Source organism: uncultured Brachyspira sp. (genome assembly GCF_944390845.1).
In the GTDB taxonomy this organism is placed as follows: domain Bacteria; phylum Spirochaetota; class Brachyspiria; order Brachyspirales; family Brachyspiraceae; genus Brachyspira; species Brachyspira pulli.
Genome location: NZ_CALXRM010000004.1, coordinates 60,355 through 85,982 on the forward strand (window position 1 = coordinate 60,355; position 25,628 = coordinate 85,982).

The 25,628-nt window shown below is 27.1% G+C and carries 19 protein-coding genes; 15 read left to right on the plus strand and 4 right to left on the minus strand.

Annotated elements, in window-relative coordinates; genetic code table 11:
• Positions 1-177: 177 nt before the first annotated feature.
• The 15 genes from Q0K52_RS01550 (at position 178) to Q0K52_RS01620 (ending at position 21,003) form a co-directional block, all read left to right on the plus strand.
• Positions 178-1,338 (plus strand): iron-containing alcohol dehydrogenase, encoded by a 1,161-nt coding sequence (locus Q0K52_RS01550; protein ID WP_297295758.1) that lies wholly within the window; start codon positions 178-180, stop codon positions 1,336-1,338.
• A 234-nt stretch (positions 1,339-1,572) separates the two neighbouring features.
• Positions 1,573-3,801, plus strand: coding sequence for a methyl-accepting chemotaxis protein (locus tag Q0K52_RS01555; RefSeq protein WP_297295760.1), 2,229 nt, complete (start codon positions 1,573-1,575; stop codon positions 3,799-3,801).
• 468 nt (positions 3,802-4,269) lie between these two features.
• The gene (locus Q0K52_RS01560) at positions 4,270-5,064 is read left to right on the plus strand and encodes a hypothetical protein (protein WP_297295762.1); all 795 of its coding nucleotides are present in this window, start codon (positions 4,270-4,272) and stop codon (positions 5,062-5,064) included.
• Entirely contained in the window at positions 5,064-6,662 is a 1,599-nt protein-coding gene (locus Q0K52_RS01565; RefSeq protein WP_297295764.1) for a hypothetical protein, read from the plus strand. The genes Q0K52_RS01560 and Q0K52_RS01565 overlap by 1 nt, the downstream gene beginning before the upstream one ends.
• 96 nt (positions 6,663-6,758) lie before the next feature.
• The gene (locus Q0K52_RS01570; RefSeq protein ID WP_297295766.1) at positions 6,759-7,814 is read left to right on the plus strand and encodes a hypothetical protein; all 1,056 of its coding nucleotides are present in this window, start codon (positions 6,759-6,761) and stop codon (positions 7,812-7,814) included.
• Positions 7,815-7,828: 14 nt separating this feature from the next.
• Positions 7,829-10,456 (plus strand): phage tail protein, encoded by a 2,628-nt coding sequence (locus Q0K52_RS01575; RefSeq protein ID WP_297295768.1) that lies wholly within the window; start codon positions 7,829-7,831, stop codon positions 10,454-10,456.
• 14 nt (positions 10,457-10,470) lie between these two features.
• Positions 10,471-10,794 (plus strand): hypothetical protein, encoded by a 324-nt coding sequence (locus tag Q0K52_RS01580; protein WP_297295770.1) that lies wholly within the window; start codon positions 10,471-10,473, stop codon positions 10,792-10,794.
• Between the two features lie 74 nt (positions 10,795-10,868).
• The gene (locus Q0K52_RS01585; protein WP_297295772.1) at positions 10,869-11,462 is read left to right on the plus strand and encodes a glycoside hydrolase family 19 protein; all 594 of its coding nucleotides are present in this window, start codon (positions 10,869-10,871) and stop codon (positions 11,460-11,462) included.
• Positions 11,463-11,473: 11 nt separating this feature from the next.
• Positions 11,474-11,917 (plus strand): hypothetical protein, encoded by a 444-nt coding sequence (locus Q0K52_RS01590; protein WP_297295774.1) that lies wholly within the window; start codon positions 11,474-11,476, stop codon positions 11,915-11,917.
• Positions 11,918-11,923: 6 nt separating this feature from the next.
• Complete coding sequence (locus Q0K52_RS01595; protein WP_297295776.1) at positions 11,924-12,187, plus strand: endonuclease; 264 nt, start codon at positions 11,924-11,926, stop codon at positions 12,185-12,187.
• 189 nt (positions 12,188-12,376) lie between these two features.
• Complete coding sequence (locus tag Q0K52_RS01600; protein WP_297295778.1) at positions 12,377-12,715, plus strand: hypothetical protein; 339 nt, start codon at positions 12,377-12,379, stop codon at positions 12,713-12,715.
• A 541-nt stretch (positions 12,716-13,256) separates the two neighbouring features.
• The gene (locus Q0K52_RS01605; RefSeq protein ID WP_297295780.1) at positions 13,257-15,143 is read left to right on the plus strand and encodes a methyl-accepting chemotaxis protein; all 1,887 of its coding nucleotides are present in this window, start codon (positions 13,257-13,259) and stop codon (positions 15,141-15,143) included.
• 87 nt (positions 15,144-15,230) lie between these two features.
• Positions 15,231-17,054: a methyl-accepting chemotaxis protein gene (locus Q0K52_RS01610; RefSeq protein ID WP_297295782.1), complete on the plus strand. Its 1,824-nt coding sequence runs from the start codon at positions 15,231-15,233 to the stop codon at positions 17,052-17,054.
• A 275-nt stretch (positions 17,055-17,329) separates the two neighbouring features.
• The gene (locus Q0K52_RS01615; RefSeq protein ID WP_297295784.1) at positions 17,330-19,180 is read left to right on the plus strand and encodes a methyl-accepting chemotaxis protein; all 1,851 of its coding nucleotides are present in this window, start codon (positions 17,330-17,332) and stop codon (positions 19,178-19,180) included.
• Between the two features lie 263 nt (positions 19,181-19,443).
• Complete coding sequence (locus tag Q0K52_RS01620; protein ID WP_297295785.1) at positions 19,444-21,003, plus strand: DUF6348 family protein; 1,560 nt, start codon at positions 19,444-19,446, stop codon at positions 21,001-21,003.
• Between the two features lie 239 nt (positions 21,004-21,242).
• Here the strand turns inward: Q0K52_RS01620 and Q0K52_RS01625 are convergent, their stop codons facing one another.
• The 4 genes from Q0K52_RS01625 to aspS all read right to left on the minus strand — a co-directional run bounded on the left by Q0K52_RS01625 (position 21,243) and on the right by aspS (position 25,424).
• A complete protein-coding gene (locus Q0K52_RS01625) occupies positions 21,243-21,926 on the minus strand; it encodes an HAD family phosphatase (protein ID WP_297295787.1) in 684 nt (227 codons plus the stop codon).
• Positions 21,927-21,958: 32 nt separating this feature from the next.
• Positions 21,959-22,519, minus strand: a complete 561-nt coding sequence (locus tag Q0K52_RS01630; RefSeq protein WP_297295789.1) for a DUF3226 domain-containing protein — start codon at positions 22,517-22,519, stop codon at positions 21,959-21,961.
• Positions 22,520-22,521: 2 nt separating this feature from the next.
• On the minus strand, positions 22,522-23,559 hold the full coding sequence (locus tag Q0K52_RS01635; protein WP_297295791.1) for an ATP/GTP-binding protein: 1,038 nt from the start codon (positions 23,557-23,559) through the stop codon (positions 22,522-22,524).
• A 101-nt stretch (positions 23,560-23,660) separates the two neighbouring features.
• Positions 23,661-25,424, minus strand: a complete 1,764-nt coding sequence (gene aspS, locus Q0K52_RS01640; protein WP_297295793.1) for an aspartate--tRNA ligase — start codon at positions 25,422-25,424, stop codon at positions 23,661-23,663.
• Positions 25,425-25,628: the final 204 nt, after the last annotated feature.

Here is a 25,628-nt window from a genome sequence, read left to right on the forward strand (position 1 = left end):
TATTAATTTGTAGTGAAAGTTTTAAAGGCTTGAATTCTTTAATAGAGAGTTTGAGCCTTTTTATTTGTATTTAATATTAATTTTTGATAAATCTATATACATCAATTTGATTTAAATTTTATAGAATTGTATAATAGTAAACATAATATATTTTGTATTCATTTAAGGGGTAGTAATATGAATTTTAATTTTTATATGCCTAGTAAAATAATATTCGGATGCGGTTCTTTAGATAAACTTCATCAGCAAAAATTACCAGGTAAAAAAGCATTAATAGTTACAGGCGGTACATCTGTAAAAAAATACGGTTATTTGAAAAGATTAGAAGAACAATTGGATAAAGCAAATATAAATCATGTTTTATTTGATAAAATACTTCCTAATCCTATAAAAGATCATGTTATGGAAGGTGCAGCTTTAGCTAAAAAAGAAAATTGTGATTTTGTTATAGGAATAGGCGGCGGAAGCAGTATGGACTCTTCAAAATCTATTGCTATAATGGCTACAAATGAAGGCGATTATTGGGATTATATATTCGGCGGTACTGGAAAAGGTCAGCCTATACCAAATGATCCATTACCAGTAGTTGCAATAACAACAACAGCAGGTACAGGAACTGAGGCAGACCCTTGGACTGTTATTACTAATGGAAATGAAAAAATAGGTTTTGGTTATGATAAAAGCTATCCATATCTTTCTATAGTAGATCCTGAACTTATGAAAACAGTTCCTCCAAAACTTACAGCTTATCAAGGTTTCGATGCATTATTCCACAGCACAGAAGGTTATCTTAATAAAATGGCTAGTGAAATGAGCGACTTATTTGCTTTAAAAGCTATAGAGCTTGTAGGTAAAAGCTTGGCTAACGCTGTTAAAAACGGCAATGATATGAAAGCTAGAGAAGAAGTTGCAATGGCTAATACTTTATCTGGTATAGTTGAAAGTGTATCTAGCTGTACAGTAGAGCATTCTATTGAACATGCTATGAGTGCTTATTATCCAAAACTTGAGCATGGTGCTGGTCTTATTATAATAAGTAAAGAATATTACACATCTATAGCTAATGCTAAAGTTCGTGATGAAAAGATGGTAAATATGGCTAGAGCTTTAGGTAAAAAAGATGCTGATAAACCTATGGATTTTGTTGATGCATTAGTAGAACTTCAAAAAGCTTGCGGAGTTGATGATTTGAAACTTTCAGATTATGGTATGAAAAAAGAAGATTTACCAGCTATAGCTAAAAATGCTAGATTTGCTATGGGCGGATTATTTGAATGCGATCCTCATAATTTCACAGATGAAGAAGTATTAAGTATATTACAGAAATCATATAAATAATAATATATAATTTTTTAATAATAAGTAAGGGCTATGGTAATATTTTTATCATAGCCTTTTTATTAATAAAAATTTTTATTTTCATACTTCCAGCAGGTACATAGCATATATAAATACAATTTTTTTTATAAAATTAAAAAAAAAGTTATTAAATTTAATATTTTATTTATCAAAAATGTTAATTAATTGTTACTATATATACGGTAGTATTTATTTTGGAGAGTAATCAAATCTATGAAGAAAATAAATAGTTTAGCATTCAGAATGCCATTTGTAATATGTGTTACAGTGGTTATAATAATAGCAGTAATGATGATAGCCTCTATACAAATAGCGAGCAGAGGTATAAGTGACAGTAAGTTAAGCGGATTTAATAGCACTATAGCTGGATATGCATCTGTTTTGGATACTTGGTTTGATTTGCAAACCTCTATAATAAGTACATATTCTGTAACTCCAACAATTGTAAAATATTTAGAAAATGATTTAAATTTTACTGAAGAATTATTATCAGAAACTATAGATAAATTTAAAAATAACAATCTTTATCTTATTAATTTTGGTATAGCTGATTCTGAGGGAGATATATTTTTAGATTCATTATCTTCTTCCGCTTTGGGTAAAAACCTTAAAGATTATATTCCTAGTGCTTGGAATAGTATTAAGAATTCGAATACAGATGATGTTGTTTATTCTGATGAACTCGTACAATCTGAAATAACATCTAAATGGGCTATGCCTGCTATAAAGGCTGTTAAAGATTCAAGCAATATTACTATAGGCTATATTTACATTTTTTTAGATTGGTATATGCTTCACCAAACACATTTTTCTAATATGGATTTGGGAGAAACTGGCGGTCTTTTCATAACAAGTGATAAGCTTTATAACATTATGGATTCAAAATATGAAAACATAGGTGCTATGAGAATAAATCCTATATATGAAAATGCTTTTAAAGGAGCAAACAGCGGTATATTACAATATGATGTTAATGGCGATAGAAGAACAGCTGCTTATTATAAAATGAAGAGCAGACCTTGGATAATAGCCTTAGCAATGATGGATTATGAAATATACCAGCAGAACATCAAGTTAATAATAGCAAGTATAATAATAGGTATCATATCAATAATAGTTCTTGCAATATTCGTAAACTTATTTATTTCTAGTATAACAAAACCTCTTGAAATAGTTGTTGAAGAAGCACAGGAGATAGAAAGAGGCGACTTAACAAATGTAAAACAGCGTATTAAACCTAGAAAAGATGAAATAGGTGTATTATCAAGATCATTTTTAAGTATGCGTAAAAAACTTGCTGAGACTATTAGAGAAGTTAATGAAGCTTCAAATAATATAGTTAAGGCTGCACAGGAATTATCTCAAGGCAATACAGATCTTTCCAGAAGAACAGAATCTCAGGCTGCCAGTTTGGAAGAAACAGCTAGTTCTATGGAAGAAATGGCTTCTACAATCAAATCATCTACAGAACATGCAGTTTCTGGTAATGATATGATGGTTGCTTCAAGAGAGGCGGTTGAGAATGCAGGTAAAATTATTGCTGAAACTACTCTTAATATAGAGGCAGTTTATGAGGCTAGTACAAAGATTAAAAACATTACAAAGATAATAGAAGACATAGCATTCCAAACAAATATACTAGCATTGAATGCGGCAGTAGAGGCTGCACGTGCTGGTGATCAGGGTAAAGGTTTCGCAGTTGTTGCAAGTGAGGTAAGAAATCTAGCCCAAACTACTCAAACATCAGTAAAAGATATTGGTGTATTAGTTGATAACACAAATGAAAAGATTAATAAGGCAACAGAGACAGCTCGTCAATCACAGGATATATTCATAGACATTCAGCAAAAAATAGAAGACACTGCAAGAATAATGCAGGACATAAGTGCTACAGCTATGGAACAGCAAGTAGGTGTAGATCAGGTTAATAGGGCGGTTGCTGAGATGGATACAGTAACTCAGAATAATGCTGCTTTAGTTCAGGAAAGTGCTGATACTTCAGAATCTTTACTTGAACAGGCACATGCTCTTAGAGATACAGTTAGTTTCTTTAAATTAAATGCTTCAGATTTGACAGAAAAGACTTCTATAAAAGAAAAGAAAGAAAGTAAAGAGAATAAAGCTGTAAAAGAAACAAGTGCAGTAAAAGAAGTAAAAGAAAACAAAGAATTTAAAGAATATAAAAAAGATGATCAAAAAATAAAAAATAATATACAGGAGTCTAAAAAAGATATGAAAATTGAGGCAAAAGAAATTAACCCTAATAAGGAACATTTTGAAAGCAAAAAGCAAGAATTAAAAGTTCCGCCTTCAGTAGAAAAAGCAAGAGCTGCTATGAAATCTCAAAAGATGGATAATACCACTGTGAGAAATGATGAGTTTGGAGTTACTTATTCTTCAACTTCTAATGAGATGACTGACGATGGTTTTGCTGCCTTTTAATGGTAATTATTTAGTTAAATAATTTTTTCTTTGATTACAAAGCATCGGGTTTTAATAACTCGGTGCTTTTATTTTTTGCATTTATTTACATACCCCGCCCATTATTCTTCATTATCTATATTTTAAATTTTTACTTTATTGTCTTTATTATTTTTATAACATTTGTTAGCACCCACCCTGGTGTTGTTTAAATTTTTTGTCAGCACAACGCACGGTAAAAATACTAAAAACATATAATGCATTTATAATAACATTCAATTAAATATATTGATTCATTCAACGTGCGGTTATAAAATTTCTAAGTTTAATAAAATTTGGGCGGGCATGCTTTTTCTGATTGGGCTTTAAGGTTATGTAAAATTATAATTCAAAATAAAATTAAAAAATCTATAGGGCGGGCTTCTGATATAAGCTTATAATCTCTTATAATTTTTATTATTAGTATAAGGATATACAGGAGTTTTTATTATGTCATTTGATTTTAAATTTGTTGTAAGAGATAAATATTCAGAAGAAATTTTTGATATCATAAACACGGCAGAAAGCATAAAAGCTGATGATATAAAAACGGATTATAAAGCAGTTGACAGTAATAGATCTTATTCTATAAAAACAGGCATAGGAAGCATTGCATCTGGAAGATCATTTAATATTGGAATACCTATTTATGAATATAAAAATGAATTAGGTACTTGGGTAAAAATTGAAGAACAATATACAAAGTATACAAGTATGATTCTATCAAGTAATATTAAAAGATACTTTATAAGGGCTATATTTGAAGATGAAATTTATGAGGCAGAATATATTATAAAATCAGTTGGCGGATATAATATCAAGTATATAAATAATTTGGGTGTTGTGGATATTTCACTTGAGGCATTGGATAAAATATTTTTAAGACAAAAAGAAGAGGAATATGAACTTCCTATTACAGAGGATAGTAAACAAGATATTAATTATAAATCATTAAGTTTAGTTCCGGTTCCTGTTTCATTTAATTTGGAGTTTATAGTTGTAGGCGGAAAATTAGAGTTCATATTTGCTAATAGACAGAACTTCGGAATACAATGTAAACAAGAATTAAGGAACGGAGTTTATAATATTGATTTTGACGGAGAGCATTTAAATATCAATGGGGTTGCATATAATTACACAGGAATACAGCCGGAATTAAATGTAGGAAATAATGTATTTTATTTGGAAACTAATCAAACTTGTTTAAAAGCTTCCATAAGATATAAAAGAGGTATTTTAATATAATGGATAATATTAAATCAAGATTGCCATATCATTTTTTAAGAAATAAAATATATAAACTTCCTCCGGCACCTTATATAAATTTTGAAGATTCAGGAAATTATATAAAGATAAATGATAATATATACGCAGAGAATGCATATAATACATATTCCTATTATGAGTTTAAAGTTAATAAAAGAGGCGGAGATACAAGCAAAGTAGGATTTAATATACCTTTAAATTATTTCAATATTAATGATAGAGTAGAATATTTTCTGAATGGTAAAAAAAGATTTGCAGGTTATGTTGAAAGTATAGATGATGCTGGCCTTAATTTAAGTGTTATTCCTATATGGGGCAGATTACTTCATCAGTATATACAGGGTGATTTAATATTAGAATCTACTAAAGGAGCCTTGGATATAGTTTTATCATTACAAGAGAAAATTGAAGAAATAGGTATTATATTTGAGAGGAAAAATATAACTCTTAATAATGATAAAAAAATTACAATGTCTTTCAGCGGAAAAAATATTTCAGATATACTTGATGAGGTTGAGGAAAGTCTTTCAGGTTCTTGGTGCTGGGGAGTTGATTTTGATAATAACTTTTATTTCAAAGAGTTTTCAGAAATACCGGAACAAAAATTAAATTGGCATAATAATGATTTTTCAGAAAGTGAATATGAAGAAGATGCAGGCGATTTGGTAAGCCGTTATATTGTAAAGATGAAAGATACTATTACAGATGATGAAGGAAATGAAAAAGAAGTATACAGAACACTTCCTAAAATAGTTGGGGCAGATAAACTTTATCCTCAAATACCTTTGGAAAAAGAAATAGGTATAAAAACTGAAATATTTGAACTTGAGTATAAATTAAATACTTATGATTTAGCATATCAATTTGCCTATCAATTTTTAACTAATCAGGTAAAGAAAGAAACAGTAAAAATAAAAAGTTTAAATCAAAACAAAAAAGATTTAAATATAAATGAATGTATAGAGTGTATATTAAAGCCTACAAATAATTTTTATCAGATTATAGATTTTAATGATTTTACTATTATAGAAAGCAGATTAAATAATTTATATTCATCGGATATTATAGATGTAGATAGTGAAATTGAAAATAGGAAATACCCTAATTATAAACAGCAGCAATCTGTGGCATTAGTTGATATTGATAGATATTATAAAGAAGTTTGCAATCAAAGTTATAACATTACAAAAATAGTAATATTCTTTTCAGATGGAAGTGCTGATTCAAAAGGAGACAAGATATCCGCAGTATTTCAAGTAGAAGATAGAGAAAATATTCAAAGAAAATATTGTTCAAATGGTTTTGGAGTTTTTGATGTTACTGGATATGATAAAAGGGATATTATAATAACTTCAGAGAGAGGCAATATTTTATATGAAAAATTTATTTGCTTCTTTGATGTTGGATCAAGAATTGTAAATATGAATGTTCGTACTATTGATTATAAATTTGAAAATAATGCTTTGAATATAGATTTAGAGCTTGCCAAAATGAATGTCAATCTTACAAATTATTTATACAGTCAGGAAGAGAGAAGAAAGAATCTTGAAAAACTTTTAAGTTACAGCGATTATTAATTTTTATATATTAAAAATTTCAAATCTTATAAAAAATCATAATTCATTTATAAAAATCAATATTCATAATAAAAAATAATATTTCAGAGGTTAATAATGATTTCTAATGAAAAGGGAACTATATTAAATTATTTTGGACTTGCTAATACATATAATCCATTTACAGATGAGAATGCTTTACAGGCGGTACAAAACTTAGATTTTGAAATACCAACTTCAGAACCTTTTATTAATGCTGGATATGTGGCAGTGAGTACAGGTCTTTTAACTACTTCATTATCTTTTTTGAATGATAATGTTTTATCTATTTATGATACGAATGGAACTACAAAAATAGCAGATTTAAATAATATAATCGGAGAGCTTGGTAATGATAAATATTTGCCAAAAGAGGGAGAAGTATTTTGGTTCAATAAAGACGGACTTAGAGGAACTTATTTTTTAAATAAAGCTTATGCCGGCAAAAAATTAAGAATAATAAATGGACGTTATATAACTACTTCTATAACAAGCGGAGTATTAAATTATATATTTTCATTGATTGGAACTTCTCAAGGTAAAAAAAAAATAATTTACAATAAACCGGGCGATTATGAATTTGAGTTTCCATCTAATCCTTATGTCAATAGTGTTACTGTAACAATTTTTTCAGCAGGAGCTGGAGGCTTTTATGGAATTGGGCAGCAAACAGGAGTAGCACCTACAGAAGGAGAAAATTCTCAAATAATGATTGGAGATGATGTGATAACTAACTGTTCAGGAGGTAAAATATCAGAGAGAAACGGGGTTAATTTTTATCAGGCCAAATGCGGAGCTGCAAGCGGAAAAGGAATTTTTTTTAAGGGAAGTAATGGAGGTGTTGGAAGTTATAAAACGGATAATATAGATGCTAAAGGAGGAAAAATTATCAATAATTTAATTTCTGAGAATTTAGGAAAAGGCGGAGATGGTTCTTTAAATGGTGTATATTCTGCTGGAGGCGGATCCGGTTCCGGAGCTGTTGTAGAGATTACAAGAGAAATGATGAAAGGAAATAAAGTTATTAAAATAAAAGTTGGTGCGAAAGGTAAAAAAGGAACTTTCCCTACTAATCCTGATTTTGATGGAGAAGATGGTTATGACGGCTATGCTTCAGTAGAGTATTATGGATAATTAAGGATTTTGTTATGATTAATAAGCTTAATGAAAATAATATACAAGCTCCTTTTCAATATAAAATAAGTGAAAATACTTTTGAATTATTAAAAAGAAATGGAGAATTAGAACTTAATACTAATAATGTACAGGTGAAAGTTTTTCCTGGTCAAAGGCTTTTTTGTGCTGATATAGGTTATGGTATTGATGGGGCAGTTGAAGAAATGGAGTTCTTAATCGATGATATAAAAGTATATCCTCAGATTTTAGAAAATTTAAAAGCTCTGCAAAATGTAAAAGTAAAAGATAATGAAATATATTTAGTAAGAAATGAAATTGATTTTAAAAGTATAGTATTTTTTCCTCCAAGTGATTTAAATAAAAATTTTAAATTCACAATTACAACTTACAGTAGTACTTTTTCATCATTTATGTTTGATGAGATTGCTGAAAAATTAAATACTCTTGATACAAATTATCCAGTAAAAAATTATTATGAGAATATAGATTATAAAGTTAATGACATTGTAAAAAATAACGGCTATCTTTATAGAGTTTTTAAAGAGTTTACAAGCGATAGTACAGATTATTATTTAAAAACTAATTGTAATCTTTTAACGCCTTTCAAAAAATTAGAATTAGATACTGATTATAAAGCAAATGAATTAATAGAATATAATAATGATTTTTTAATAGTACAGAAAGATTTCAGATATGAAAATAAAGATGGAGTATTAACTGATTTAAGCGGTTTATTAAAACCATTACAAGATATTGCCATTTGGTTTGATGGAATAGCTAAAATATATAAAAATCAAATAATTATAAAAGATAATTTTTCTTATATAGTTCTTGAAGATATAGAAAATCCTGTTTGGGGTAATATACAAAATAAAATAGATTATTTAAATAAAGCAGAAAATATTTTTTATGATGATAGTATTTCTTTTTTTGGGGATAATACAGATACAGTTCAAAAGGCATTAGAAAAACTACAAGCAAAAAAACAAAATAATTTAATATTAGGCAATAATATAAATATAAATGAAAACAAAATAAGTGTTAATGGCGGAACTAATAAAAAATATGCATCAAATACCGTTTATTATATAGATGATTTAATAATATATGACGGTAAATTATATAAAGTTAATGAAGATTTTATTGCTGCAAATTGGAATGCAGATATAAGCAAATGTACATTAGTAAGCGGAGGCGGAAGTGTAGGATCTAATGATGCTATAGATATAATTTTTGATAACAGTAAATCACAGTTGCAGCAATTAGTAGGATATGATTATCCAAAATATAAAAAGTCCATACCTAGTACTGTCAGTATAGTATTATCAAATGGAAATAATAATTATAATGCTTCTATAGTAAAGCAGTCAGATGGAAGTTATAGATTAAAATGTAATATTAGTAATTTTAATATAAGCGGAGGATATTTTAGTCTTTCTATAAAGAATGTAAATAATTTAAGTAATATATATCAAAGATTATCTTTTTTATCTCAGTTCTTTAATATACAAACTATTTATACTACTATAGATAGTTTAAATTATATTAATTTAGAAGCTAGTGAATGTGTAATATCTAGTTTAAATTTTAGTTTAAAATTTGCTTTAATATATAGTGATTATAATAAAAGTTTAGATTTAATAATAAAAATAGATTCTTCTTCAATACAATCAGGATCTTATAATATAACACTAAATATAAAAAACAGAGTATTAAGGCAAGAGGATAGAAATATATTTGCTTTCAGTGATCCTTTTATGGGTACGCAAAATATAATGGATAATTATATTTTTAGTTTATCTCAAAATAATAGCAGTGTAAAATTAACAGGTTCATATACTCTTAAAAAAGATGCAGGACTTGTAATTGGTTTTTATAGCCCCATTATAGAAAATTATTTTAATGTTTCTAGCTCTATAGAATGGAAAAATACAACTGGTATAACATCAAGCAGCAAAAAACCTTTAAAATTTAGTTTATATAAAAATAATAGTGCTGGAAATGAAAGGCCTTTATATTTACTGTTTTTAATGTATCAAGATGAAACGGATTTAAAAGCAGGAGAAAAAATTACTTTTTATTTAACACCTGATAAAAACTCCACACTTGGTCCTATTTATAAAGATGTTACTAATGTTCAACAATTAGGTGAGGTATTAAGTCAAAAAGATACTGAATTATTAAATAAAATTAATGGCTTGAAAGCTGCAAATATAAAAATAGATACCATAAGCGGATTAAATGCTTCTAATGTTCAGCAGGCTATAGCAGCTTTAAATCAAAAAATCTATAATATTTATGATACTTCAAGAAAAGTACCAATTAATGATTATGCTTTAATAAATAATAAAAAGTATAATTTTTATCGTGTTTTTTGTGTTAAAGAAGTTGAGTTAATAGAAGATGGTAAAGAGCATATGCTTGCTGTTAAGTATGATACTGTAAATCGTGCTAATATTGTTCGTCATTCAATAACTCTAGTTGGGGGACAGAAAACTATATGTTTTTCAGGTAGTTGTAGTGCTGCTAACGGATTTGATTTGCGTGTAAATATATACTCAGGAGAGCTACAGCTTTATTATACAATTTATTCTGCCCAGTCATTCTCTAAAATTATATTTTTTATTGATTATTATTAATTAAGGAGTTTATTATGAATAATGAAGAATTAATAGATGGAAAACCTAGAGAGTTTTATAAAGTAGAAAAAGTAGAAAAAGACAGTATTACTTATACATTAAAAAGCGATAAAGAATTGCTTGAAGAAAATCTTATAAGTCAAGATGAATATAATAAAAGAATAAATAAAGAAAGAGAAACTTTGTATGAAAGTAAAACTGATAAGCAAGTTATTGAGCTTACACGTTCTTTTTTGAATAGAAATATAAATAATTTAACAGAAGAAGAAAAAGCAGTACTTAATGAAATAAACAATACAGTTACTAGTATAAAACAAGAGTACCCAAAACAAAATTAAAGGAGGAAAGTGAGAAAAAGCCGCCGAGTAATGAAATTGCTCGGAGCTTATAGGCTTTTTCGAGCATAGCAATAATGATAACAAAAGAACAATTAGAAAAAATTGGAATTAATGAAAAATGGCTTGAGCCTTTGAATAATGCTTTTATAAAATATCATATTACAGACATAAACGAAAAAGCAATGTTTTTAGCACAGACCACGCATGAGAGCAATGATTACAAAAGACTTGAAGAAAGTTTTAATTATAAACCTGAAAGACTTTTTGAAGTTTTCAAAAAAAGAGTTTGTACTTTAGAGAATGCTAAAAAATTATGCTTAAAAGGTGCTAAAGCAATAGCTGATTTTGTTTACGGCGGACGTTTGGGAAATGCCAAAGATGAAGGCTATAAATACAGAGGCAGAGGAATCATTCAGCTTACTGGAAAAAATAATTATGAATACTATGGCAAGAAAATTAATATTGATTTAGTTAATGATCCGGATTTAGCAAAAAGCCCTTACATAGCAATAGAAATAGCGATGCTTTTTTGGAAAGAAAAAGGTTTAGGTTTATTTGCTAAAAAAGGAGATGTAAAAACTGTAACTAAATTAATCAATGGCGGTTACAATGGACTTGATGACAGACAAAAAAGATTCAATAAAATATTAATTATATTAAATAATTAAAGGAGACTATAATGCCAAGAATGAATACAAGTGCAATTATAGATAAAAGGCTTAGCAGAGTAGAACATCAAATAGGTATTAATGAAGATGGTACTTTAAATGGAGATGGATTTATAAAGGCTATGAATGATATAAAAGAACAATTAAAATCACATGAAACTTATTTAGATAATATTACATCAGACATGCTTAAAATAGATCATAGGCTTGAAAAATTAGAAATATTAGTAAAAGATTCTAATATAGAAGGTCAGAAATTATTATATGAAACTAAAGAAGAACAGAGAAGAATCATTGAAGATATAAAAGATATAAAAAATAATTTAAATGATAGTCTAACAGGTTCTAAAATATTAAAATATATGAAGATACTAATTACTATTGCAGGTACTATAACTGCATTAGGAACTATTATAACTGCTTTATATTTTTTTACAAATAAGTTTATAGGATAAATAAAAATGAGTATATTTAATTTCGCAGATAATCATAATGCTAATAAAAAGCTTTCTATTTATACAAGTATAATAAGTTTTTTACTTGGCTGTATTTGGGTATTTGTTAATCTTATTTGGAGAGGCAGAATAGTGACAAAAGAAGAATCAATAGCAGTTGTTATAATTCTTCTTGGACTTAATGCAGTAAGTTTTGGTTCTGACTTAAGAGGCTTTTTAAAAATTTTAAAAGGTATAAATAAAACAAGCGAGAAAAATCCGCCTCGATAATTTATTATCGAGGAGCTTACAGGATTTTTCGAGTATAGCAATAATATAGCTTTTTAAAAATTTTAAAAGATGCAAATAGAACCAGTGAGAAAAATCCTCCTCGATAATTTATTATCGAGGATCTTACAGGATTTTTTTAGTATAGCAATAATATAATTTTTTAAATACTTAAAAATAATAATAAGCAAAATGATACAAGTAATAATATTAAAGATAATTAAGTCAAAATATTTTTATATAGCTTTAATACTAATTTCTATTTTATCATATATTTATTTTCTAAATATTAAATTAAATTCAAAAACTAAAGAGATAAATAATCTTAATATAAAAATAGTACAATTACAGTCAAATAATATATTGCTTCAAAAAGAAATTATTTTTAAAGATAAACAAGTTATGATAGCAGAAACTTTTTCAAATAGTGATAAAGCTATAAAAAAAATTAAATATAAAAAACTAAGTGATGAAACTATAAATGCTTTTAACAGTATTGTTAGTAATTATTATAAAAGTTTAAAGGAGTAATAATATGATTAAAGATTTATTATTAAAAATTTGGGATAAGATAAAAAACTATAAAATTATCATGATTATGTATGTTATTATGTTCTTTTTAGGATTAATATTAGATATGATTTTTGTAAATTTTAATATTATAAAATGTATAGTTTATATTATTTTATTTGTTATATTTATTATTTTTATATTATTTAATAAAGTTATTATAAAAAAAGTATGAAGTATTTATTATTGTTATTTATATTATTTTTTTCTAGTTGCTCTACTATAAAATATGTAACTATTCCTCTAACTACTCCACCAAAAACATATAAACCCAATATTATATATACAGAAAAAGATTTAATGAATGAATATAAGCGTTCTTTAATTAAGATAACTGAATGGCAAAATTGGTATAATGTTCAGTTAGGAAGTAATTTTTCGAAAAAAAGTAAACTTAATGTAAAGAATATGTAATAATAGGAACAATAAGTAACAATAATATTGACATATCATTCATTTTTATGTAAAATATGCTCAATATATATGATGGGGTTATTTTCTTATGAAGAAATTAAAATTATCGGATATTAGTATATCCACATTCAAAGTCAGTAAGATGAATAGTATAATGGTAAAACTCCCTTTAATAGTTACTATTATAATAATCATTTTATCTGTAACACTTGTAACAGCTTCAATTACTCTAGCAACTAGAGAATTAAATGCTGTAACGGCATCAGGTTTTGAAACATCTGTTAATGGTTATTCTTCATTAATAGATAGCATACTATCTTATCAATCTATACTTATAGAGTCTTATGCTAATATACCTACTATTAGAGAATATATGTCTACAAGAAGTGAGGTGGTACAGGACAGAGCTATTAGAACAATGACTGTATTATTTGACAATAATGAGTATATAATAGACTTATTTATGTTAGGTTTAGATGGAAAAGTTATTGAATCTTATGATGGAAGTAAAGAACTTACAGGAACAGATATATCTGTAAAATACAGCAGATTATGGGGAGCTTTTGTTAATCAAAATTATAGAACAACATTATCTTATAGTATATATAAGGAAGGTAATGATATAATACTTCCTGTTTTGCAGAGTGTAAAAGATCTTAACAATAATGTAATAGGTGCTTTTATAGCTTATGTGAATTGGGGTAAAATTATAGATGAGAGCTTAAAAGATTCCAAAGATCAATTTTCTGCAGATAAAACTTTATTTGTAATTAATGATTATAATGAGATAGTTTATCATAATGATAAAACTAGATTATTTTCAAAAGCAACAGATTCACTTGTGATACCTGAAAATGAAAATTCTGGATTACTTTCTTATGTTAGAAATGGAGAAGGCATATCAGCATTTTTCAAAAAATTATCAACTACAAAATGGGTAATGGTTGAAAGAACAACTGATAGTTTATTATATGCGGCAGGCAGAAAGATGATTTTATTAGGTATTATTATAGGTGTTTTAGGTATAACTATATCAACTATAGTAATGGTATTCTATGTAAGAGGTACAATCAGACCTATGAAATTTATAGTTCAGGAAGCTCATGATATGTCAGAAGGTAATTTCGTATTACATTCTTCAGTTAAAGATAGAAAAGATGAGATAGGGGAGTTGTCTCATTCATTTATGCTTATGAGGGAGAAAATAGTTGAAGTTATAACCAATGTATTAGAGGCTTCTAATGAAATAGCTAATGCTGCTAATGAGCTTTATAAAGGAAGTGAAGATTTAGCACAAAGAACAGAATATCAAGCTTCAAGTTTGGAAGAAACAGCCAGTTCTATGGAAGAGATGGCATCTACAATAAAATCATCAGCACAAAATTCAGTTGATGGCAATAAAGTTATGATAGATTCCAAAAATGCAGTTGAAGAAGGCGGTGTTGTTATTGCTAATACTACAAAAATGATAGAAGAAGTTTATGAATCTAGTGCTAAGATAAAAGACATCACTAAAGTAATAGAAAATATAGCATTCCAAACTAATATATTAGCTTTAAATGCTTCAGTAGAGGCAGCCAGAGCAGGCGATCAAGGTAGAGGTTTCGCAGTTGTAGCAAGCGAAGTAAGAAATTTGGCACAGAACTCACAATCATCAGCTAAAGATATTACTACTCTTATAGACGATATTTACGAGAAAATCAATAAATCAGCTGAAATGGCTAGACACTCTCAAGAGATTTTCAATAATATAGAAATGAAAATAGAAGAAACTTCTAAGATTATGAATGATATAAGTCAGACAGCTGTAGAACAGGAAGCAGGAGTTGATCAAGTTAATGTTGCTGTAACAAAAATGGATAGTATAACTCAGCAAAATGCTGCTTTAGTAGAAGAATCTACTGCAGCTTCAAAATCTTTGCTTGATCAGGCTAAACATTTAGAAGACCTTATGTCTTTCTTTAGAGTTAAATAAAAATTATTTTTATATATTTGCTATTGACTATTTATTTATAAGTATTAATATCTTTACAGCATAAAATTAACTAGAGGTGTTTTTTATATGAAAAAAATTAATAGTATAGCAGTAAAACTTCCATTAATTGTAAATATTGTAACAATAATGATATGTCTTTTTATAATATTTTCTTTAATTAATCTGGCATCATCAGAAATTGATAATTATGCAAATCAATATATGATATCAACTGTAGACGGATGCAATAGTTATTTAGATATATCTATAGAAAATCAAATACTTCTTATGGAAAGTTACGCTTCTATGCCTGTAATGCTTGATTATATTCAAAACGGAAATAGAAATGTTTTCACTACTTTAACTCAAGTGCTTGATAATAATAAATATATAACAAATGCTTACATACTTTCAAGAAATTCAGAAATATTAGCATCATATACAGGAGATACAAATATAGGAGGAAGAATATCTGAAATATATCCTGATTTATGGAATATTTTTAAGCAGGAAAATAAGGTATCTATATCAGAAACCATATATGAGTCAGATATGAATAATGGTTTTATTCTTCCAATTATAGTTCCTATTTTAGATAATAATGATAATTATGCGGGTGCTATTATAGGTTTTATAGAATGGTCTTTAATAATGAGAGATAGTTTATATAGATTCGGCAATGATTTTTCGACAGAAAAAAGTATTTTTATAATGAATGATAATAGAGAAATTGTATACCATAATATAGCATCGGAGCTTAAGAAAACTATAAATCTTAATATCCCTTCAAATTCTTCTTCTGGTATTGTAAGATTTAATTATTTCAACACTGATAAATTTGTTTTCTATAAAAAAATGTCATCTATGCCATGGACCTCTGGAATCGGAATATCGGAAAGCCTGATTTATTCTGCCAATAGAAAAATGCTGTTAAGCGGAAGTATAATAGGTATCATAGGAATAGCCGCATCAGTTGTATTTTCTGTTTTCTATATAAGAAGAAGCATAAGCCCTATAAAGAATATAGTTAAAGAAGCTAAAGAAATATCTCTTGGAAATTTGGCATCATCTTTTTATATACAATCCAGAAACGATGAGATAGGCGAATTATTAAATTCATTTAATGATATGAAGTCTAAATTTTCACAAATGATTAAGGAAATATTAATGTCTTCTGAAGAGATAGCAAATGCTGCAAATGAGCTTTATCAGGGAAGTGAAGACTTGGCAAAGAGAACGGAGTATCAGGCATCAAGTTTGGAAGAGACTGCTTCTTCTATGGAAGAGATGGCTTCTACAATAAAATCATCAGCACAAAATTCAGTTGATGGCAATAAAGTTATGATATCTTCAAGAAATGCTGTTGCTGAAGGAGGAAGTGTTATAGCAGATACTGCTAAAATGATAGAGGAGGTTTATGAGTCCAGTGCTAAAATCAGAGACATTACTAAAGTTATAGAAAATATTGCTTTTCAGACTAATATACTTGCTTTAAATGCTTCAGTTGAGGCAGCCCGTGCAGGAGATCAAGGCAGAGGTTTTGCAGTAGTAGCAAGCGAGGTAAGAAATTTAGCACAAAACTCACAGGCTTCAGCTAAAGATATTACGGTACTTATAGAAGATATTTACGAAAAAATAAATAAATCAGCAGAGATGGCAAGGCATTCTCAGGAAATTTTTACAGATATAGAAATGAAGATAGAAGAAACTTCAAAAATTATGAGTGATATAAGCCAGACAGCTATAGAACAGGAAGCAGGAGTTGATCAAGTTAATGTTGCTGTAACAAAAATGGATAGTATAACTCAGCAAAATGCTGCTTTAGTAGAACAGTCCACTGCAGCTTCAAAATCTTTGCTTGAGCAGGCTAATCATTTAGAGACTCTTGTAGCATTCTTTAAAGTGAAATAATATATTCATTATTTTCCAATTTAAAAAGGGTTTATTATACTTTCATAGGCTATAATACCCCTTTTTTTATTATTATATTACTTATTTAACATATTTATTGCTAAATATTTTTTTATAATTGACTTTTTTAAAATTAAAATTATACTATAATCCTTATAGTGTTTGGTAGTTTGTGTATATTAATTTTATTTTTATTTAAATAATTGATTTCTATTACCGTAACTTAATACTATAGTTTCTAAATTATTAGATAGAGAGGTTTGCAGAAATTTCTTATGAGAAAATTTAACAGTATAGCTTTTAAAATCCCCCTTATTGTAAATATAGTTATTGTTATATTATCATTTACAATAATATTTACTTCTATAAACATAGCAAGCAAAGCTATAAATAATGCTACATATTCAGGATTTTCTACTTCTGTAAATGGTTATTCTTCTTTGCTTGATACTATACTTAATGAGCAATTAATTATTATGGACGCTTATTCAAGAATACCTACTATTATAGAATATATGCAGACAAGAAGTGAATATGTTAAAGATAGAGCTATAAGAACTATGATAAATTTATTTGATAATAATGATTACATACTTACATTAGATTTAATAGATTTAAATGGAAGAGTAATAGAATCTTATAATGGAGATACTAAAAACTCAGGTTTGGACATGTCTGCAGCATATCCTCAATTATGGAAAGAATTTGTTGATTCAGGTTATGATCATGCTACAAGTGATACAATATATGAATCTGATATAAATAATGGTTTTATACTTCCTATAGTGCATTCTGTATATAGTTTAGAAGGACAACTTATAGGAAGTTTTGTTGCTTTTGTGGATTGGTCAAGAATAATAAATGAAACATTGGCTGATACTAGAAGTGAATTTTCTGAAGATAAAAGTATATTTGCTTTAAATGAAGCAAATTTACAAGTTGTATATCATAATATTGATAGAACTTTAGGAACTGAGGCAAATTCTTCTTTGAAAACTCCAGCTGGTAAGGATTCAGGTTTATTTTCATATACTCATGAAGGCATAAAAAGAAGTGCATTTTTCAAAAGAATGAAATCTCAGCCTTGGTTTATGATGTGCGGTATCACTCAGAAACTATTGTATGCTGAAAGCAGAAAGATGACTATTATAGGTATAATATTAGGTATAGCTGGTATTATATTTTCTTCTGTAGTATCAGGTTTCTATATAGGAAGACTTATCAGACCTATAAGAGATATAGTAGATGAAGCTCATAAAATGGCAGAAGGTAATTTTATGTTTGCATCTAAATTAGATAAAAGAGATGATGAAATTGGTGAATTGTCACATTCATTCGATACTATGAGAAATAGATTTGTAGAAGTAATTTCTGAGGTTCTTGCAGCTTCTTCTGAAATAGCTAATGCTGCTAATGAGCTTCATAAAGGAAGTGAAGATTTAGCACAGAGAACAGAATATCAGGCTTCAAGTTTGGAAGAAACAGCTAGTTCTATGGAAGAGATGGCATCTACAATAAAATCATCAGCACAAAATTCAGTTGATGGTAATAATGTAATGATAGCTTCAAGAAATGCTGTTATTGAAGGCGGCAGTGTAATAGCTAATACTACAAAAATGATAGAAGAAGTTTACGAAGCTAGTGCTAAGATAAAAGACATCACTAAAGTAATAGAAAATATAGCATTCCAAACTAACATATTAGCTTTGAATGCTTCAGTAGAGGCAGCCAGAGCAGGCGATCAAGGTAGAGGTTTCGCAGTTGTAGCAAGCGAAGTAAGAAATTTGGCACAGAACTCACAGTCTTCAGCTAAAGATATTACTACTCTTATAGACGATATTTACGAGAAAATCAATAAATCAGCCGAAATGGCTAGACACTCTCAAGATATTTTTAATAATATAGAGATGAAAATAGAAGAAACTTCTAAGATTATGAATGATATAAGTCAGACAGCTATAGAACAGGAATCAGGTGTTGATCAAGTTAATACAGCAGTAACAAAAATGGACAATATAACTCAGCAAAATGCTGCTTTAGTAGAACAGTCTACAGCAGCTTCAAGATCTTTACTTGATCAAGCTAATCACTTAGAAGATATTATGAGTTTCTTTAAAGTTAAATAATATATTATTTAGTAAAATATAAAATTATTGGTTTTAGGTTAAAATGATAATCTAAAGCCAATAATTTTTTTATTAATTTCTTATCCATAAAATCTTATCAAAATAATTATATATTTCAATTTTTAAATCTTATATTACATATAATACATGTATTGTTTTATTTTATATATAACTGTTTACAAAATTATATAAAAAATTTGCAATTTAGATATATTCTAATATACTTATTATATCTTATAAATATGAAATTAAAGGAAATTGATATGATTAATGAAGAATTAAATTCCAAATTAGATCAGTTATATTCTGAAGGCAAACATCATGATATAGTAAAATTATTATTATCTATTCCAGAAAAAGATCAAGATGATGATATTAGAGGGCTTCTTGCTGTGGCTTATAATAATACAGGGAAGTTTGATTTAGCAATAGAAGTTTTAAACTCATTAAGTGAAGAAGTTAGAAATCATCATACTTGGTTTTATAAGACAGCTTATGCACATTTGGGAAAATGTGATGCTGATACTTCTACTAAATATATAGAGAGAGCTATATATACTCTTGAAATGAATAAGGATAATATAAGTATTGAAGAATATGATTACTATAATAATCTTTATAATAGATTTAAAGATGATATAAGAAAAGATGCATTTCAATATGAGGCTAATAGTGTAGATGCTAATAATGCAGATTCTATTATAAATGATATATCATCAATACTTTCAAATGATATAGAAAATGAAATAATAGAAGGAAGCATAGTTATAAAAAAATGGAATATATTTATCAATGCTTATGTTGATAATGTGACAGATAAAAGTGCTGTTATAAATTATTATATATCAAGTCCTAATTGGGACAGAAATATATTTGAATGCTGTGCCAGTGCAGGAAAGGATACTAATACAGCTGCTGGTCTAGCTAATGGAAGTTTTGCCTATGGCATAATGACTGGAATAAAAGCTATGAATGAAGGAAAGATTCTTGATGAAGTAGAAACCGAATTTGCAGGAAAGACTCATAAATGGAAAGTATATACAAGCAATTTAGTAAATATTGGAAATAATTCTCAAAATCCAAAGAATGTTAATACATATTGGAATATGTTCAAAGATGATATATTAAAGCGTATAGGAAATCAGAAAATTTGTTATATAAAAATATATGGGGCAAAGGCTAGAGATAATTATTCTGTTGGTGAGTTGAGAATAAATGATGTAAACATACCTGAGCTTGCTAATAAAATGAATGAGTATGTAAAAACTTGGGGAGAAACAGATTTCCTTTCTGATAAGCAATTTTTCTTTTTAGTTCAAGATGATGAAACTTATACTCCTTATCCATATTCTAATGAAGAAATTTTGAATTTTGTTCAGCAGTATGCCAATATAGTTTTAAATGCTGATGAAACAGAAGACTATTATGATAAATTAGGAGATTTAGCTGAAAACCTAACTAAAGATTATAGTCTTGCTTCGGATTTATTTTTATTCTTGCCTGAAATTTGTGCTGATAATGAATTTTATAATGAGCTTCATTCAGGAGAGCTTGTTAATTTCCATTTCAAAACAAAGAATTGTTCAATTTATAAAACTCAGCTTCATACATATCACTTACTTAATAATTATCTTTTTTCACTATTTAATAGTGGGGCATTTAATGGAAAAGAAAATGAGATATATGCTAAATTTATAAATATGAGTGCAGGATATAATATATATTCACAAATCAAGGCTGACTATGAAAAGAAAAATCAGAAGCTTGAGAATTTAGAAGTGAATATAAGTTTCAATGTAGATGATGATTATGAAATTAGATAAGTAATATTTTTGAACACACGCTTTAATAATTAATAAATATAAATGAATCTTATTACTAATTAAATTTATATTTTTAATTTTATTAAGCGTGTGGTGTATGTATTTTAAATTTAAAAAAATCTTGGGTGGGTGTTAACATTTCTTTTTTAACAATAAAGAAATAAAAAATAGAAATTACAGAATACCGCAATATAAGATAAAGGGCGGGTAAATTAAAATAATACAAAATAGAAGTTTTATTAAAATTCAAAATTATTTTTAATATATTCTTTTACTTCTATAAGATCATTAAATTTTTTATATGATAATTCTTTTTCTTCTTCCATTGATAATAAAAACAAATCAGGAATATAAAACCTTTTCTCTATATCAGCATTTTTAGCAGATAATAAACCATTTTTTGAATCTTCTAATATTATTACATTATTTTTATCAGCTTTAAAATGATTGCATGCATTGTTATATAAATCAGGATAAGGTTTAGGTTTTTCAACTTCATTTCCAGAAACTATATAATCAAATTTTTCTTTTAAATTTGTTTTTTCCAAATATAAATCAACTTTTCTTTTTATACTTGAGCTTGCTATCGCTTTTTTTACACCATTTTCATTTAAAAAATCTAATAATTCCAAAGCACCTTTTTTTATATTTATACCATCTTCATTTACTATATTGAATGCTTCTTCAATTTGATTATTTATCATGTTATAGAATATTTTTTCATTATCAATATTTGATATTTCCATTATAGTACTTTTTATAGAGCTTTCATTTGAACCTAATATTTTACTGAAGAATAATTTTTCTACATCAATATTAATATTATAATTTTTGAAAGATTTTTTCCAAGCAGCTAAACTAATAGTTTCAGTATCAAGAAGTAATCCGTCCATATCAAATATTACTAAATCTAATTTATTCATATTTTTTCCAATAAATGCTAGTTTGTTATATTTTATGATAGTTTTATTAAAAAGTTTTTTAATTCATTTAAATAAGGATCATCAAAATTTATATATGGTGTCAAATCAAATTTTTCTATTTTTTGAATAGTATTTTTAAATCCAAATGCGTGCATATAAGCATACACTTTTGATTTTTTTGCTGGAGTATTAATGTTTGGATTAGTGTTTTTAAGTCCATTAATGCATTTTTCATAACTATCAAAACAATTTAAAACATCTTTATATATTGCTATTTTTTCTAATAATGTTTCTAAGTTTCCAGTATCTTTATTATTTGGAAATAAAAATATATTATCATCGTTAGAAATTTCAAATTGATTTTTTATATTATTAATTGAAGCATTATAATCAAGATCAGCATCAAATATTATCATATATTTACCATTTGTTTTTTTTATTTTATTTTTGTATTCGAATAATTTGTCTTTTCCGCCTACTTGTTCTATTTTATAATTACTTTCATTTTTTATATCACCATTATTTTTCAAATATTTTATATATAATTCTAAAAAATCTTTATCGCTGCTTCCTTCTACAAAAATAGTTATCATTATTAATCCCTCATTTCATTATCATTTTCTATAAAATGAGAAAAATTTTCTTGAGTATAATTTATTATATCAATATTATTTTCATTATTTATATATGTGTTATATACAGAAAGCATATCATTATAATTATTTTCATCTAAAATATTATTCAAAATCTCTAATAATTCTTTATTATGAGTTGTAACAAAAAATTGTAAACTATATTCTTTTGAGAGTGATAAAATATTTTCAAGTAAAATTTTTACACTTTCAAAATGCATACCATTTTCTATTTCATCAATAACAATATATTTATTTCCAGCTACCATAGAAGCAATAATTTTTAGATATGTTTGAAATCCTTTTCCCATAGATTTTATATTTATCGCATGTGTTAAATTAACTAATTCTACAGCAACTTTATTTTCTATAAATCTTATATCTTTTATTCTATTGTCAAATTTAGTATATAAAGATTTAAATTGTTCTTTTTTTTGATTATTTGATAATATGGATTTTAAATTACTGGAAAAATCCTCAGATATATACCCACTGATAAAATCAACGTTATCATTCAAATTTATTTGAAGATTGTTTATTTTTACACTGATCTTTTTCTCTTTTTTTATAAATGATATTGTTGAAGTTCTGCTTTTTCCATTGTTTGATATTTTGTATAATAATTTATTGAGTTCCGTATTATATATTTCTTCAGATTTATCATCAGATATTATAATTTCTCTTTCTTGTTTATATGGAGATATTTCAATGTTATAATTATCATTATCAATTTTTGTGTTAAGCATAATAGGAATATTGATATTATAATCATAAAATAATGACTCAAATATATCATCATCTCTAATAATACCTCTAAAATATGATAATAACATTAAAGAATTAGCATTTTTAGTAATACCACATGCTATTGCTTCTATTACAGATGTTTTTCCAGTATTTGCTTTACCTAGAAAAATATTTATGTTTTTAAAATTATCAATTGTTAAATGTTTAATTCCTCTGAAATTTTTTATCTCTATATTATTTAACATTTTATACATTTATTCCCAAGTAATTAACTTAAATGATTAATTCATATTAAGTCCCTACAATAATGATAGTAGGAACTTAATATGTTATAAATAAGATTTATTTTATATTATTATTCTTCAACTTTCAAATGAAGCTCATCTAATTGATCAGCATCAACAGTAGAAGGACATCCGCTCATTAAACATTGCCCTTTTTGAGTTTTAGGGAATGCTATAACTTCTCTTATGCTGTCTTGTTTCTGTAATAACATTATAACTCTGTCTATACCGAAAGCCATACCGCACATAGGAGGAGCACCATATTTTAAAGCGTCAAGTAAGAATCCGAATCTTAATTTTGCTTTTTCTTCATCTATACCTAAAAGTTTAAATATTATAGCTTGTATCTTGCTGTCATAAATACGCTGACCGCCGCCGCCTATTTCATTACCGTTTAATACTAAGTCATAAGTATCGCTTCTTACTTTAAGAGGTTCGCTTTCAAGTATAGCAACATCTTCAGGTACAGGAGCAGTAAATGGGTGGTGAGTAGCTGATATTCTCTTTTCTTTGTGATCATATTCAAATAATGGGAATTCTACTACCCATAAGAAATTCAATTTATCTTTATCTATTAAATTTAATTTCTCAGCAACTCTTAATCTTAAATTACCTAAAGCGTCATAAGTAACTTTTGGAGTATCAGCAACAAAGAATAATAAATCTCCTTTTTCTGCTTTTGTAACTTCTAATATTTTCTTTTGATTTTCTTCAGAGAAGAATTTAACAATGTTAGACTCAAGTCCGTTTTCAGTAACTCTCATCCAAGCAAGACCTTTAGCACCAAATATACCAACATATTTAGTAAAGTCGTCAATATCTTTTCTGCTTAATTTATCAACGCCGCCTTTAGCATTTAAACATCTTATTATAAATTTGTTGTCTAAAGCATTTTTGAATACTGCAAAATCGCAGCCTCTAACAGCATCTTCAACATTGATAAGTTTTAATTCAAATCTAGTATCAGGCTTATCGCTTCCGTACATTTCCATAGCATCATAATAATTTAATCTAGGGAATGGAGTAGGGATATCTATACCGTAAACATCTTTAACTATATTAGCAGTAACACTTTCCATAATAGATAAGAATTCATCAGTATTAAGGAAAGAAGTTTCAATATCAACTTGAGTAAATTCAGGCTGTCTGTCAGCTCTTAAGTCCTCATCACGGAAACATTTAGCAACTTGATAGTATCTTTCAAAACCGCCTATCATAAGTATTTGTTTGAATATTTGAGGAGATTGAGGCAATGCATAGAAATCTCCGGCATTTAATCTTGAAGGAACTAAGAAGTCTCTTGCACCTTCAGGAGTACTTTTATTTAATATAGGAGTTTCAACATCTATAAAACCATTATCAGCTAAATGTTTTCTGAAAGCATTAGTAATTTGGAATCTTTTGTATAAGTTATTAAATACTTTAGTTCTTCTTAGGTCTAAGTATCTGTATTTTAATCTTATATCTTCACCAGTATCAATATCATCTTCAAGTAAGAAAGGAGGAGTTTCAGAAGTATTAAGAAGCTCCATTTTTTCAACCATAACCTCAATTTCACCAGTAGGGATTTTAGGGTTAACCATTTCAGGACTTCTAGCTCTTACTTTACCTTCAACACTGATAACATATTCGCTTCTTAAATCTTGGGCGTCATTATGTGCTTCTTTGCTGATTTCAGGATTGAATACAATTTGTACAAAACCTGTTCTGTCTCTTAAATCTACGAATATTACTCCGCCATGATCTCTTCTTCTTAACACCCAACCGGCTAGTTTTACTTCTTTGCCGATATCGTCTTTTGTTAATATTCCATTATAGGCACTTTTAAAACGCATATTAGTTCCTCTTAAAAAAATTATTTATTTGATTATTAAAAAATAAGTTATATTTCTTTTAATTTGAATAAACATAATTATTATATTATATATAGGTATAAAAATCAATAATCAAAATTAATATATTCTGTTTAAGAGCCATAGATATTGCACACTTTTAGTTTAAAAAAAGAAGGTATTCCTTATAATTTAAATTTCTAGAAA

Coding starts and splice junctions, on each gene's coding strand:
- Q0K52_RS01550 (WP_297295758.1), top strand. CDS start 178: ATGAATTTTAATTTTTATATGCCTAGTAAAATAATATTCGGATGCGGT.
- Q0K52_RS01555 (WP_297295760.1), top strand. CDS start 1,573: ATGAAGAAAATAAATAGTTTAGCATTCAGAATGCCATTTGTAATATGT.
- Q0K52_RS01560 (WP_297295762.1), top strand. CDS start 4,270: ATGTCATTTGATTTTAAATTTGTTGTAAGAGATAAATATTCAGAAGAA.
- Q0K52_RS01565 (WP_297295764.1), top strand. CDS start 5,064: ATGGATAATATTAAATCAAGATTGCCATATCATTTTTTAAGAAATAAA.
- Q0K52_RS01570 (WP_297295766.1), top strand. CDS start 6,759: ATGATTTCTAATGAAAAGGGAACTATATTAAATTATTTTGGACTTGCT.
- Q0K52_RS01575 (WP_297295768.1), top strand. CDS start 7,829: ATGATTAATAAGCTTAATGAAAATAATATACAAGCTCCTTTTCAATAT.
- Q0K52_RS01580 (WP_297295770.1), top strand. CDS start 10,471: ATGAATAATGAAGAATTAATAGATGGAAAACCTAGAGAGTTTTATAAA.
- Q0K52_RS01585 (WP_297295772.1), top strand. CDS start 10,869: ATGATAACAAAAGAACAATTAGAAAAAATTGGAATTAATGAAAAATGG.
- Q0K52_RS01590 (WP_297295774.1), top strand. CDS start 11,474: ATGCCAAGAATGAATACAAGTGCAATTATAGATAAAAGGCTTAGCAGA.
- Q0K52_RS01595 (WP_297295776.1), top strand. CDS start 11,924: ATGAGTATATTTAATTTCGCAGATAATCATAATGCTAATAAAAAGCTT.
- Q0K52_RS01600 (WP_297295778.1), top strand. CDS start 12,377: ATGATACAAGTAATAATATTAAAGATAATTAAGTCAAAATATTTTTAT.
- Q0K52_RS01605 (WP_297295780.1), top strand. CDS start 13,257: ATGAAGAAATTAAAATTATCGGATATTAGTATATCCACATTCAAAGTC.
- Q0K52_RS01610 (WP_297295782.1), top strand. CDS start 15,231: ATGAAAAAAATTAATAGTATAGCAGTAAAACTTCCATTAATTGTAAAT.
- Q0K52_RS01615 (WP_297295784.1), top strand. CDS start 17,330: ATGAGAAAATTTAACAGTATAGCTTTTAAAATCCCCCTTATTGTAAAT.
- Q0K52_RS01620 (WP_297295785.1), top strand. CDS start 19,444: ATGATTAATGAAGAATTAAATTCCAAATTAGATCAGTTATATTCTGAA.
- Q0K52_RS01625 (WP_297295787.1), bottom strand. CDS start 21,926: ATGAATAAATTAGATTTAGTAATATTTGATATGGACGGATTACTTCTT.
- Q0K52_RS01630 (WP_297295789.1), bottom strand. CDS start 22,519: ATGATAACTATTTTTGTAGAAGGAAGCAGCGATAAAGATTTTTTAGAA.
- Q0K52_RS01635 (WP_297295791.1), bottom strand. CDS start 23,559: ATGTATAAAATGTTAAATAATATAGAGATAAAAAATTTCAGAGGAATT.
- aspS (WP_297295793.1), bottom strand. CDS start 25,424: ATGCGTTTTAAAAGTGCCTATAATGGAATATTAACAAAAGACGATATC.